Annotated in this window: 14 protein-coding genes; 4 read left to right on the top strand and 10 right to left on the bottom strand. The window is 56.8% G+C overall.

The genetic code is table 11. The features are described from left to right. The first annotated feature begins 2 nt into the window (after positions 1-2). On the top strand, positions 3-641 hold the full coding sequence (locus AABB29_RS04155; protein ID WP_341368147.1) for a helix-turn-helix domain-containing protein: 639 nt from the start codon (positions 3-5) through the stop codon (positions 639-641). A gap of 48 nt (positions 642-689) precedes the next feature. Here the strand turns inward: AABB29_RS04155 and AABB29_RS04150 are convergent, their stop codons facing one another. From AABB29_RS04150 to AABB29_RS04130, 5 genes are all read right to left on the bottom strand, one after another. Then, entirely contained in the window at positions 690-1,043 is a 354-nt protein-coding gene (locus AABB29_RS04150; RefSeq protein ID WP_341368148.1) for a VOC family protein, read from the bottom strand. A gap of 89 nt (positions 1,044-1,132) precedes the next feature. Further along, positions 1,133-1,747 (bottom strand): pyridoxamine 5'-phosphate oxidase family protein, encoded by a 615-nt coding sequence (locus AABB29_RS04145; protein ID WP_341368149.1) that lies wholly within the window; start codon positions 1,745-1,747, stop codon positions 1,133-1,135. Beyond that, a complete protein-coding gene (locus tag AABB29_RS04140; protein WP_373636788.1) occupies positions 1,740-2,468 on the bottom strand; it encodes a lysophospholipid acyltransferase family protein in 729 nt (242 codons plus the stop codon). The genes AABB29_RS04145 and AABB29_RS04140 overlap by 8 nt, the downstream gene beginning before the upstream one ends. After that, on the bottom strand, positions 2,465-3,358 hold the full coding sequence (locus tag AABB29_RS04135; RefSeq protein ID WP_341368150.1) for an FtsX-like permease family protein: 894 nt from the start codon (positions 3,356-3,358) through the stop codon (positions 2,465-2,467). Before AABB29_RS04135 ends, AABB29_RS04140 begins: the two co-directional genes overlap by 4 nt. Continuing rightward, a complete protein-coding gene (locus tag AABB29_RS04130; RefSeq protein WP_341368151.1) occupies positions 3,355-4,029 on the bottom strand; it encodes an ATP-binding cassette domain-containing protein in 675 nt (224 codons plus the stop codon). Before AABB29_RS04130 ends, AABB29_RS04135 begins: the two co-directional genes overlap by 4 nt. Before the next feature lie 169 nt (positions 4,030-4,198). Between AABB29_RS04130 and AABB29_RS04125 the strand changes: the two genes are divergently transcribed. Then, positions 4,199-5,002: a zinc-ribbon domain-containing protein gene (locus AABB29_RS04125; RefSeq protein WP_373636787.1), complete on the top strand. Its 804-nt coding sequence runs from the start codon at positions 4,199-4,201 to the stop codon at positions 5,000-5,002. A 242-nt stretch (positions 5,003-5,244) separates the two neighbouring features. Beyond that, a complete protein-coding gene (locus AABB29_RS04120; RefSeq protein WP_341368153.1) occupies positions 5,245-5,616 on the top strand; it encodes a hypothetical protein in 372 nt (123 codons plus the stop codon). A gap of 114 nt (positions 5,617-5,730) precedes the next feature. Here AABB29_RS04120 and AABB29_RS04115 read toward each other — a convergent pair whose 3' ends face one another. The 5 genes from AABB29_RS04115 to argH all read right to left on the bottom strand — a co-directional run bounded on the left by AABB29_RS04115 (position 5,731) and on the right by argH (position 11,656). Beyond that, positions 5,731-8,346, bottom strand: a complete 2,616-nt coding sequence (locus AABB29_RS04115; RefSeq protein WP_341368154.1) for a TIGR02302 family protein — start codon at positions 8,344-8,346, stop codon at positions 5,731-5,733. Positions 8,347-8,389: 43 nt separating this feature from the next. Next, a complete protein-coding gene (lysA, locus tag AABB29_RS04110; RefSeq protein ID WP_341368155.1) occupies positions 8,390-9,658 on the bottom strand; it encodes a diaminopimelate decarboxylase in 1,269 nt (422 codons plus the stop codon). Between the two features lie 88 nt (positions 9,659-9,746). Next, positions 9,747-10,082 (bottom strand): DUF2834 domain-containing protein, encoded by a 336-nt coding sequence (locus AABB29_RS04105; RefSeq protein WP_341368156.1) that lies wholly within the window; start codon positions 10,080-10,082, stop codon positions 9,747-9,749. Then, the gene (locus AABB29_RS04100; protein ID WP_341368157.1) at positions 10,082-10,255 is read right to left on the bottom strand and encodes a hypothetical protein; all 174 of its coding nucleotides are present in this window, start codon (positions 10,253-10,255) and stop codon (positions 10,082-10,084) included. The genes AABB29_RS04105 and AABB29_RS04100 overlap by 1 nt, the downstream gene beginning before the upstream one ends. Positions 10,256-10,264: 9 nt before the next feature. Beyond that, positions 10,265-11,656, bottom strand: a complete 1,392-nt coding sequence (gene argH, locus AABB29_RS04095) for an argininosuccinate lyase (protein WP_341368158.1) — start codon at positions 11,654-11,656, stop codon at positions 10,265-10,267. Positions 11,657-11,670: 14 nt separating this feature from the next. Here argH and AABB29_RS04090 point away from each other — a divergent pair, with 14 nt between their 5' ends. Then, entirely contained in the window at positions 11,671-12,231 is a 561-nt protein-coding gene (locus AABB29_RS04090) for a TlpA disulfide reductase family protein (protein ID WP_341368159.1), read from the top strand. Positions 12,232-12,254: the final 23 nt, after the last annotated feature.

Below are 12,254 nucleotides of genomic sequence, written 5' to 3'. Positions count from 1 at the left end.
ACGTGATCTACCGTCGGTGGGAATACATCGTAGCGTCGGACGAGGTGGTGACGATCCTGCCGGGCGGATGCCGGGATATCATCTGGGCTGCTGAGGGTGGCTTACAAACGCAAATCAGGTTGACCCAGTGGGATGACCAGCCACGCCAAAAGCGTCTGAAGGCAGGCACGACCTTGGTCGGATATCGTCTATGCCCAGGCGTGGTACTGGATAGTGCGCATTGGGCCGATGCAACCGTAGATCCGGGCATTTTGGGCGATATGATCAACAGCGCCGCAGATGATTACGGCATGGCAGAGGTGATTGATGCTTTAACCCAAGCTCAGGCAACAGTAGCGCAAGTGGCCAAGCAAGGCGGTGTGACTGTCCGTACGTTACAACGTCGTTTTCGCCAGTTATCTTTACCAAACCCCGAATACTGGCGCCTTTTGGGGCGGGCCCGGCGGGCGGTGCAGGCTTTGCCTGCCGGGGCACCATTGGCCGAGATTGCCCATGACAGTGGCTATAGCGATCAGGCCCACATGACGCGCGACTTTCTACGTTGGTTTGGGCAATCACCTGCGCGTCTGCGGCGAGATCATGGATTGATCGCACAAGTCAGCCAGCCTGGGTTGGGAAATTGGCGACCGGGCACGGGCTGATCTAATTGATAACTTACGCAGGCGCCTGCACGGGCGAGCAGATCTCAATCAGGTACCCATTTGGATCACTGACATAGGAAGTCGTCTGGCCCCATGGTTCCTCACGGGCGTCCTGAACCATGTTGCCCCGGCATCGATCACTTTGGCAAGCGCGGCGCACACATCATCGGTTTCAAAGGCGATTTCAAAGGTCGGGGCATCTGCAACCGGGGCCGCCGGGTTTTTATCCAATTGCCGCATCAGTGCGGTTGACGAAAATGCCAGCTTCGTTTCGCCGGTGATCAACTCGCCATAGTCTTTGCCTTCATGCAGGAAGCCGCGTGCAAACCCAAAGGCCTGTTCGTAGAAATCCAGCGTGGCGGGTACGTCATCAACATAAAGAATAGTATAGCGAAAGATCATGTCTTTTGGGCCTTTTGTCAGTTACGCGGCCAAACATGGACGCAAAATGACCGCCCGTATTGAATAATAGCGACATGTCACTGTTATCGCTAAGCAGTCCACATTGTTGCCGCAGCGCGTTCGTGCCAATCGGCATCATAAGCACTGCCATCAAAGCCTTTTTCCTGTTCGGCCAGCAATTCACCCACGCTTGGCAGGCCTGCGCTTTCATCGCCTGCCGTCCAGGTTTTGGCACGCATCAGTGCACGGGCGCATTGGCTATATATCTCGGCCACATGGATCACTGCCACACTGCGGGGTACCCGGTTTTTCTGTTCAAACCGGGCCAGCAGATCGGGATCCAGCGACACTTCGGCGGTGCCATTCACGCGGATGACGTTGTTGGAGCCGGGGACTATGAACATCAGGCTGATCCGACCGTCAGCAACGATGTTGCGCAAGGTATCCATACGGTTATTGCCCCGCCAGTCGGGCATTAGCAGGGTCTTGTTATCTTGCATCTGTACCACGGGGCCATCATCGCCGCGCGGGCTGCCATCTGTCCCCTCAGGCCCCACGGTAGAGACGATACAAAGGCGTGACGCCATGATCCATTTGGTGTAAAGCGGGGTCAGGTGATCGGCGACCTTGATCAAGGATGCTTTGCCGGGCGTGCCATAAAGCGCCTCAAGTTCCGCGATATCTTTGACAATGTGACTACCCATCGAACCCTGCCTCTTTGTTGAGTTTTGTGGATGCGGTCTCAATCGTATCTTCAAGTTGTTTCATGAAGACATCGACCTCTAGCCCCGGTTCTATGCGGGGCAGAAATTCAAAAACGGCTGTGCCTGGTTTACGCAAAACGCCCCGTTTTGGCCAAAAGACCCCAACATTTGTGGCAACAGGCACCACCGGCTGATCCAATTCTTTGTAAAGTGCGCCGGTCCCGATCTTGTAAGGGGCCTTCACCCCAGGTGCGATCCGGGTCCCTTGTGGGTATATGATCAATTGTCCGGGCAGGGCGTGTCCGGCTTTCACATCTGCAACCATCTTTTTGATGGCCTGCCCGCGCTTGCCCCGATCAACTGGGATACAGCCGATCCGCAGCCCAAATTGGCCGATAACCGGGGCGTATTTCAGTATGCTTTTGAAAATGAACTTGCCGCGCGGCATGGCCCCGTAAATCATCAGTACGTCAAGGAAAGACTGGTGTTTCGGGGCGACCATCACCTCATCTGTTGGGGGGGTGCCGCGGATTTCAACCTGCAATCCGATCATCCAAGACGCGGTCCAACGCACCCAAACGCAATAGGCGTGACAGGCGGCAATCGCGCCCTTGGGCGATATAATGGCCGGGATCAGATAGATCAGCCCAATGACCGGCATCGCCACATACATCTGCGCATTAAAGATAAGCGAGCGTACCCACTGGATCGCGTAACTCATGTTTGTTCCTTTAGTCTTGCAAAGGCCGCTGAACGGGTCGCCCAGAATGCAACGATGGCAGACAGGGGCGGGATCAACAATGGCCAGAGCCAACCAGCCCCCGAAAACCCGACATTCGTCAGCAGCCCACCAACTCCCTCGCTTTGCGGCATTAATTGCAGCATCAGCAGCCCGGCGATCACCCCGCCCGCAGCCCCAATTCCGGCGCGCAGCGTAAAGCGGCGTACAAAGGCCCGGGCGATATAAACATCGCGTGCACCCACAAGGCGCAGTACCCTGATGACCTGCGCATTCGCGGCGAGTGCAGCCTGCGCGGCCAGCGTAATGACGGCAGCCACGACCGCAACGATCAGGATGATCACAAACCAGCCGATCAACCGAATACGGGATGCGGCGGCCAGCAAGGGTGCCCGCCAACGGGTGTGATCATCCAGAACCGCGCCCGGTATTTCAGCGCTGAGCCGCGCCCGCAGCCCTTCGGCATCATAGCCGTCATCATCGGCAACCACCTCAATCAATTGGGGGATTGGCAGGCTTTCAAGCGGCAGATCCGGGCCAAACCACGGCTCAAGCAAGGCTTGTTGCTCATCTGGGGTGAGGGCGCGGACGGTTGCAATGCCGGGCGTGGTTTGCAGCACTTCCAGCGCGGTGAGAAGCAGCGCATCTGCCTCTGCTGGGTCCGCAGGCAAACGTAAGGTCGCCGCCTGCGCCAATTCATCCGCCCAGCGATCGGCCACACGCCCAGCACTGCCAGATAGGGCGATGGCGATCACGGCGAGAAATGCCATGACTGCGGCGGCAAAGACGGTCAGACGTGCGGTGATCCCGGTGGGCGGGACAGCCCGGTCGGCCTGCGGATCGCCCACAATCAATTCGAGCATGCCTTTCATAGCTCGGCGCCCGCCTGGGTCAGTGCACCGTCTTTCAGGCGCAGTACCCGTGCGTTCACGTCTGATTTCATCGATCGGATCATACCCAGATCATGCGTCGCGATCAGGATCGCTTTGCCCATTTTATTCAGCTCGATCAGCAGGGTTAGCAGCCGCTGCGACATCTCGGCGTCGACATTGCCCGTCGGTTCATCCGCAATGATCACATCAGGTGACATGATCACAGCGCGGGCCAGGGCCGCGCGTTGCCGTTCCCCGCCTGATAGCTCGGGCGGCAATTGCCCGGCCTGTTGGCCAAGACCAACCCAGGACAATAATTCCTGCAGGTTTCCATCTGCCTCATGGGCGCGATCTGCCACGGTCAAGGGCAGTGCGATATTCTCGGCCACTGATAGATGATCCAAAAACTGGCAATCCTGATGAACTACCCCAATCCGGCGACGCGCCATGGCAACCGCGTCGCGATCCAGCTGGGCTGCATTTTGGCCAAAAAGACGCACGCGGCCCGCCATCGCGCGCAAATCAGCATAGCAAAGCCGAAGCAGCGTTGTTTTCCCCGCCCCCGAAGGCCCCGTCAGAAAGTGAAATGAGCCAGGCTGCAACGACAAAGAAAGCTGCGAAAAAAGCGTTGCGCCGCCATAGCCATAAGACACTTGGTCGAGTTCAATCACTTTGACTTCCTTTGCGCGACAGCGCCGTTCTGCCCAAATCTGCAACAGGTTTCAATGATCTGCACAGGGTTTGGTCACCAAAACCTTTGCGTTTGCGGTCTGCCTTGCTAAATTACGCGCGGCAAGAACAATAAAACATGGTGCCGCCGGGCAGAAGGAAAAAGATGACATGAGGCTGATTTGCCCAAACTGCGGTGCGCAGTACGACATCTCAAATGATGCGATCCCTGAAGGGGGGCGCGACGTACAGTGTTCAAGCTGTGCGCATACCTGGTTTCAAACCGACAAACCGATCGTCGAAGGACGCGCGCCAGGCGAGACTTTGGCTGCGGTTGAGACAGATAATGCGCCAGCATCGGATACGCCGACACCGCCGCCCGTACCTGCGCCCGAACGCAAAACGCTGGATACGTCGATTAGCGCGATATTGCGCGAAGAACTGGCCCATGAAAGACGGGCGCGGGCGACCGATTCTGACGCACCGCCCGCAACGCAGGAAAATGCACCGCCCCCGCGCGTAGATGCGGATGAAACCCGCCGCCGTATTTCGCAGCTTACCCGGGTTGAAGGTGGCACGCCCGCATCTGCAGCAGCATCGGTCGCGGCCGCATCTACGGGCGCTGTCGAAAGCGATACAAATGTACGCACGGTCCCCAGCATTGACGAAATAAATTCGGCTTTGCGCGCACGGGCCGAGGCGAGTGACAAATCCGGCCTGACCGAGGCGGAAAAGCAGGACGCCATCAAACGCCGCGGCTTTCGGCGAGGCTTCTTCTTTGTGCTGATCTTGATCGCCATTTTGATCACACCCTATTTCTTCCAGGATTTGATCAACGAGAACCTGCCACAGCTACGCCCCTATATGGCAAGCTATGTTGAAATCGTCGACCAGATGCGTGTGATGTTGAACGAGCAGGTTCAACGGCTTCGGACCTTGATTGAGGGCTTTATGGCGGGGGACGAGGCGGCCTAAGGTCGGGGTTTATTCATTTTCGTGTTTCGGCGTGTTTCACGACCCGAAAATAGGCAGTCAATATGTCTGATTTTTCTGGCTGAATGAGGCATCCGAAACACTTTTGCCTGTGTCCAAGAGCAAGCGTCGTATTCCCATACCGGCAGGGTATTCAGAGGAAATATCCTGAGAGAATTTGCAAGCCGGTTCTCAGTGGGGTTATCTTTCGCCGGAACGTGGTGGAGCGGTAAGAGTTTCTTGGCTTGGATGTTGACATTTGTCATGCCCCCAATGTCGACCAATTGTTCCGGTTCTCTATGCGGATCACCCATTTGATTGCGCCGCTGCGGGATCTGAATGCTCTGCTGCGATTTTTGCACCACATGGCTGACAAATGGGCATTTGCGTCCACTAGCAACGGCGAGGTTCCGACAGAAGCGAAAGAGCTATTCGACGGGCTATACGCGGTCTGCCAGATTGACGCGGCAGATTTCATAGTAACTGCAGCAACAAACCCCTTTATGGAGGGGTGCCAGGTGTTATCTCTTCAACAAGACGTGGTGCGGTGGAACGCGGTTGGTTTTCAAGGCAACCACTTCGACATCGAAATGCATACTAAAAACGGTTCGGGATGATGGTCCGTCTGTTTAGGGCGCTCTTTATCTAGCCATAAAATCATGCAGAGTTATGTGAGGTCTCGGTTGATTTGTCATACGCCAAAAAAGGCGCATCGGTTTTTCTTTCAGACCCTAAAACTGATCAAGCAATCTGCGTAGGTAATCCCGTTCGACTTCGGGGCGATCCTGCTCGGCAGAACGGCGGCGGATTTCATCCAGAAGCTCTTCTGCTCGGCGGTTGATTTCTTCGCGCCCCAAAAGCTGCTGATCTGTGCCAAGCTGCCCGGTATTGCCCATCTCGCGTCCAAGTGGGTCACGCTGACCGGGCACGGGGCGGTTGGACGCGTCGCCTTGCTGGGTGCCTTCGCCTTGTTCGCCATCCTGTTGGTTTTGGGCCAGGGCCTGGCCCAGTTCACGCATGCCATTGCGCAGGGCATCCATGGCTTCGGCTTGCTGGTCAATTGCTTCGGCCAAATCGCCATTGCGCAGGGCATCTTCAGCGCCCTCCATGGCACCTTCGGCCCGTTCCAGCGAGCGGCGCGCAATTTCACCTGCATCGCCATCAAGGTTTGGTAGGCCGTCGCGTTGACGTTCCAATTCGCGGCGCAAGGCCTGTTGGCGATCTGCAAGGCTTTGCTGGCTGCCTTGGCCGCCGCTTCCATCATCTGACTGCCCCCCAGGTCGGCCATCTGACCCAGGATCTTGTCCTTGACCTTGTTGCTGCCCTTCCTGACCGGGCTGTTGTCCGTCTTGACCTTGCTGGCCCTGCTGACCTTGTTGTTGTCCCTGCTGCCCAGGTTGTTGACCCTGTGGCTGTTGGCCTTGTTGGCCAGGGTTGAACTGTTCTTGAAGATCGCGAAAAGCCTCATCCGATAGCTGTTCCTGATCGCGGAGTGTATCAGCCAAGTCTTGCATAGATTGCTGACCGGGCGTTTGCGGGCCATCGCCACTGCCGTCGCCTTGGGTGACGCGCATATTTTCCATCAGCTGGTTAAGCTGTTCCATCAGTTCTTGGGCCTCGGCCATGCGACCTTCTTGCATCAGCTCTTCGATGCGATCCATCAGCGCCTGCAATTCATCCATCGTCATGGTCTGCGCGTTGCCGCTGTTATCCGCCTGATCTGTCCCATCATTGGGTTCGGCTTCTTCGGCAAGCATACGCATGTAGTCATTCGTCGCCTCGCGCAATTCGCGCATCAATTCGGCAATTTCTTCGTCTGAGGCGCCATTACGCATGGCCTCTTCCAGCCGCTCCTGTGCGCGGCGCAACCGTTCGCGGGCGTCGGCCAAGCGGCCATCTTCCAACTGGATCGCCAAATCCCACAGCGCCTCGACCAGTTCTGTCTGTACCTCATCGCTCATGCCGGTATCGGCTGTATCGTCTAGACGCCGGATGATCGTGCGCAGGCGCAAATATGTGGATTGGTTGGAAAACAGACCTTCGGGGCGATGAGAAACGGCGCGCAAAATCTGGCTGATGCGGCGGCTATTGGCTTTTGACCACATCAGATCGCGGCGCTGTTCGATCACTGCGCGGGCAAAGGGTTGAAAAAAGCGGCGACCGGGTAGGATCATCGGTTCGGGCGGGGTCTGGCCGGTCTGCCCGGCGGCATCTGTGACCGTCAGCTGCAGGGTGACGGGCAGATTTGCCAACGGGTGTTCGCTGAGATTCTCGATCAGGAACTCTTCAAAATCGGTGCGATCTCCGGTGAAGGGCATCGGTAAATCCAGCACCAAGGGTGGGATCGGATCTGGATCAATCACCAGGCCATGGCGGCGCTCGACCGCTGTCAGATCAAGGCTGATCGTTGCTGTGCCGAATTCAATGCCGTAGTCATCAAAAGCGCTGAAGGGTTGCGACATCTCGCCCATCGCGTCGCTTTCGATCTCGCCGGTCAGCTCAACCTCGGGCGCACTATCGGCAACAGCGGTGATGGACCAGCTCATTCCATTGCTACCCTCAACGGTCAATTCGCCCGATTGAGTGATATCAAATTGTTGCTGCGAATCCGATGCAGCACCAAGTTCGGCGGTTCGACCCGAAACGGTTTCAGCGACGGTGAGCGCCCCAACCTCGCCGTAAAGTCGCAGAGTTACCTGGCTGCCAATCGGCACGCTGAGATCACCGGCGGGCACATCGTTGAGATAGATCGATGGTTTGCCAGTATAGGCAGGCGGTTCAACCCAACCTTCCCAAACAGGACCGGTGGCCAAGTTTTGGCCGCCGTTCATTGTGATGTCGGGCACCGAGCCGACGCGCAAAAGCGATCCGAACAGTAGGGCAGTCACAAAGAATAGAAGCGCGATGAATCGCAGCCCGTACGGGTCACGGTCCGAAATGCGCAAATCGGGCTCGATTGCGCGTGCCTCTTTCGTGCGCTCGGCCATACGCTGGACATGGGTACGCCAGACCTGCTCAGAGGCGGCATCGCCGCTGCCGATCGCCTGACTATCTGCAATCGCTGCAATCGGCCTGCCCGGAAGCGCGGCATCAACGCGGCTGACGGCCTCAGATCGTTGCGGCATTTCAAAACGGCGAACGCCCCAGACCAGGCTGGCCAAAACCGCAATGAATGAGGCAACAACCGCACCCCAGAAAAGCTCAAGCGGCATCAAATCGTGCCAGCCCATCAGCACCGGGGCGAGAATCAGGAAGATGACCGTCCAAAGCGGCCAGAAAGCCCGAACGACGCGCTCAGCCACCATCCCTGCATGCGTCAGCGCAACAGGCAGTTTCAGGTGTTGCATTTCGTCCGGCTGATTTTTCAGCGGCTTTCTCCCGTGGGTGTGATTAGTCTAACCACTTTGGCACCGTATCGCGCGCAATCATTTCTTCATAGGTAGGGCGTGGGCGGATAACTGCAAATTGATCACCATCCACAAGCACCTCGGGGATAAGTGGGCGCGAGTTATATTCCGATGACATCACCGCACCATAAGCCCCGGCAGAGCGGAATGCGACCAGATCATCCGGGCCAACCGCAGGCATTTCGCGACCCTTAGCAAATGTATCACCGCTCTCACAAATAGGGCCAACAATGTCATATTTTGCGGGCTCTGCGCCGGGCGCGGGCTCAACCACTGGCACGATGTCGTGCCAAGCTTCGTACATTGCTGGTCTGATCAGGTCGTTCATAGCGCCATCGAGAATCAGAAAATCGCGATCTTCGCCGGATTTGACATAGATCACCTTGGATACCATCAACCCGGCATTGCCGGAAATCAAGCGGCCAGGTTCAATTTCGATCTCGCAGCCCAAATGGCCGACGGTTCGCTCAATCAATGCGCCATAATCGGTCGGCAGCGGCGGTGCTTCGTTCGAGCGAGCATAAGGAATGCCGAGACCGCCCCCCAGATCTAGGCGTTTGATCTCGTGGCCATCTGCGCGCAGCTGCTCGGTCAGTTCAGCAACTTTGCGATAGGCTGCCTCAAACGGGGCAAGATCGGTCAATTGCGATCCAATATGGACATCAATGCCGATGACCTTCAGCCCGGGTAAGCTGGCTGCCATGGCATATACTTCGCGCGCGCGGCTGATCGGAATGCCAAATTTGTTTTCAGATTTGCCGGTCGCGATCTTGGCATGGGTTTTTGCATCCACATCGGGGTTCACGCGCACCGTGATCGGGGCGATGACACCCAATGATTGGGCCACCTGATCAAGCACGATCATCTCAGGCTCGCTTTCGACATTGAATTGCCGAATCCCACCTTCAAGGGCCAGACGCATTTCATCAGCGGTTTTGCCAACGCCCGAGAAAACGATTTTGTCGCCCCGCACGCCAGCGGCCTTCGCGCGCAAATATTCTCCACCCGATACGACATCCATACCGGCGCCCGCATTCGCAAGTACCTTTAGGATGGCCTGATTTGATGCGGATTTCATGGCAAAACACACCAGATGATCGGCAAAATTCAATGCCTCATCAAACAGCGTGAAATGACGGGTCAGTGTGGCCGTGGAATAGACATAAAACGGCGTCCCCACCGTCGCTGCAATATCTGCAATGGGAACATCCTCAGCATGCAAAACACCGTTACGATAAAGAAAATGATCCAAGCCCGTGATCCTTGTGAAAGTATTGCCCTGGACATATCAGATCACAGGCGAAGACCAACCCTTGAATGCCCGGTTTGGGCGCGACGCTTTAGACGCGTACTCTGTGTGGATCGCGATAAATGACAACGCGCTCACGTAGGTAAAGATAAAGCGGTAGCCCGCAGCTGACGCCGATGCAAAATGTGGCAGGGATTGCGATGAGGTTCAGCCAATTGCGTGTTTTGAAAACCTCGACAATGATCCACAAGGTTAATGCAACCGCGGCGATGGTCAGATCCCAGACCAAACCACTTGTTGCGTTGTTTGCGTGCCATGCATCGACCATCTTCATGATGTCCCAGCCTTCGGCGCGAAACCAGGTCACGAAATAATACATCGGGTGTAGGGTGCCCCAGATGGCCAAAAGCAAATAAATGCTGCGCATCACAAGTTCAGGCCGAGCGAGACATTCCCATTGCTCGCCCCAACACTTGCATTTGGGGAGATGCCGCCGGCACCAATGCTAAGCCCGACATTCGCATTTGGTTGCAGCGGGTCACCGTCAGCGCCGCAAGCCGCTAACGCGCCCAAAGCAATGATCAAAAAGAACTTTTTCATATTCACACCTCACAAGTCTAATAGCTTGGCCCAATGCGCAATCTGTGCACGGACCTGATCGGGTGCCGTACCCCCAAAGCTGGTGCGGGAGGCCACCGAGTTATCGACGCCGAGCACATCAAAAACATCCGCCCGAATGCCTGCATGTTCGGCCTGCATGTCCTCAAGCGTCAAGTCGGGCAAATCGCACCCTTTGTCTTCGGCCAGGGCCACAAGGGCGCCGGTTACATGATGCGCCTCGCGAAAGGGTAGCCCAAGTTCACGCACCAGCCAATCGGCAAGATCGGTCGCTGTCGAAAATCCGCTTGCGGCGGCGGTCTTTAGGTTGTCTTTGTTGGCAGTCATATCTGCGACCATGCCCGACATAGCGGCCACGGCCAGCATCAGGTTGTCGGCCGCATCAAAGGTTTGCTCTTTGTCTTCTTGCATATCCTTGGAATAGGTCAGTGGCAGACCTTTCATAACTGTCATCAACGCGACATTGGCCCCAAAAATGCGACCGATCTTGGCGCGGATCAGCTCGGCTGCGTCCGGATTGCGTTTTTGGGGCATGATGGACGAGCCTGTCGACCATTTGTCGGACATTTTGACAAAGCGGAACTGGGCCGAGGACCAGATGACCAGCTCTTCGGCGAGCCGCGACAGGTGCATGGCGCAAATGCTGGCGCTGGCCAGGAATTCGAGCGCGAAATCGCGGTCAGCTACAGCATCCAAAGAATTGGCCATGGGACGGTCAAACCCCAGCGCTTCGGCGGTCATGGCGCGGTCAATTGGAAAAGTCGTCCCGGCAAGAGCTGCCGCCCCAAGGGGCGACGTGTTCATTCGCGCGCGCGCATCGGCAAAACGCGAACGGTCCCGGGCAAACATTTCCACATAGGCCATCATGTGATGGCCCCAGGTGACGGGTTGCGCTGTTTGCAGATGGGTAAATCCGGGCATAACCCAATCGGCCCCGGCTTCCGCCTGACCCAACAAGGCCTTTTGCAGGGCAGCGAGCGCTTCATCGGCCTGATCACATTGATCGCGCACCCAAAGGCGAAAATCGACCGCAACCTGATCATTGCGCGACCGGGCCGTATGCAGACGGCCCGCAGGTTCACCGATCAGTTCTTTCAGCCGGGCCTCCACATTCATGTGGATATCTTCCAGCGCGGTCGAAAACGGGAAACTTCCGGTTTCAATCTCTGACAAAACGGTGAGCAGGCCTTCCCGGATCGCGTCAGCATCGTTATCCGTAATAATGCCTGTGGCAGCCAGCATGGCGGCATGGGCGCGCGAACCTGCGATGTCTTGTGGTGCAAGACGCTGGTCATACCCGATCGAGGCGTTGATTGCCTCCATGATCGCGTCTGGGCCGGCGGCAAAGCGGCCGCCCCACATCGAGTTTGCAGATTGTGTCATGAAGGAAAACGCCTATGCGGAAGTTACGATTAGCCTTGCTTTATACGGCCCTCGCAGCTGTTGCAAATCTCGCTGTTGCCGATAACAACGCCGCTGAGGCGCTGCGTGAAGGGGACATGCGCAAATTGATCTTTCACAGCGCGCCTATGGCCAGCTCGGACGTGGCGTTTCTGGGTGAAGATGGCGCAGAGATGACCCTGGCGGATTATCAAGGCAAATACATCGTTTTGAATTTCTGGGCGACGTGGTGTGCGCCCTGTCGCCACGAAATGCCGCAATTGTCGCAATTGCAGACGATGCTGGGCGGTGACGATCTTGAGGTGGTTACGATAGCCACTGGGCGTAACCCTCGGCCCGGGATGGAACGCTTTTTCAATGAGATTGGCGTCGATAACCTGCCGCTGCACACGGATGCGCGGCAGTCACTGGCGCGCAGCCTTGGCGTGCTCGGGTTGCCTGTCACGATTATTCTAGATCCTGCTGGGAATGAAGTGGCCCGGATGCAAGGAGACGCTGATTGGTCGAGTGAGAACGCAGTCGCGATTTTGCAGACATTGACCGGCACACCGTCGTGACAGATTTTAGCTAAAATCTGTCG

The sequence above is a fragment of the Yoonia sp. BS5-3 genome (assembly GCF_038069655.2).
Taxonomy (GTDB): domain Bacteria; phylum Pseudomonadota; class Alphaproteobacteria; order Rhodobacterales; family Rhodobacteraceae; genus Yoonia; species Yoonia phaeophyticola.
The sequence above is the reverse complement of the archived record's forward strand: the minus strand, read 5'-3'. Positions and strand labels throughout refer to the sequence as shown.

Bases quoted from the DNA above. Each gene is read 5' to 3' on its own strand.
- AABB29_RS04090 (WP_341368159.1), top strand. From the start codon at position 11,671: ATGCGGAAGTTACGATTAGCCTTGCTTTATACGGCCCTCGCAGCTGTT.
- AABB29_RS04100 (WP_341368157.1), bottom strand. From the start codon at position 10,255: ATGAAAAAGTTCTTTTTGATCATTGCTTTGGGCGCGTTAGCGGCTTGC.
- AABB29_RS04105 (WP_341368156.1), bottom strand. From the start codon at position 10,082: ATGCGCAGCATTTATTTGCTTTTGGCCATCTGGGGCACCCTACACCCG.
- AABB29_RS04140 (WP_373636788.1), bottom strand. From the start codon at position 2,468: ATGAGTTACGCGATCCAGTGGGTACGCTCGCTTATCTTTAATGCGCAG.
- AABB29_RS04145 (WP_341368149.1), bottom strand. From the start codon at position 1,747: ATGGGTAGTCACATTGTCAAAGATATCGCGGAACTTGAGGCGCTTTAT.
- argH (WP_341368158.1), bottom strand. From the start codon at position 11,656: ATGACACAATCTGCAAACTCGATGTGGGGCGGCCGCTTTGCCGCCGGC.
- AABB29_RS04135 (WP_341368150.1), bottom strand. From the start codon at position 3,358: ATGAAAGGCATGCTCGAATTGATTGTGGGCGATCCGCAGGCCGACCGG.
- AABB29_RS04150 (WP_341368148.1), bottom strand. From the start codon at position 1,043: ATGATCTTTCGCTATACTATTCTTTATGTTGATGACGTACCCGCCACG.
- AABB29_RS04125 (WP_373636787.1), top strand. From the start codon at position 4,199: ATGAGGCTGATTTGCCCAAACTGCGGTGCGCAGTACGACATCTCAAAT.
- AABB29_RS04115 (WP_341368154.1), bottom strand. From the start codon at position 8,346: ATGCAACACCTGAAACTGCCTGTTGCGCTGACGCATGCAGGGATGGTG.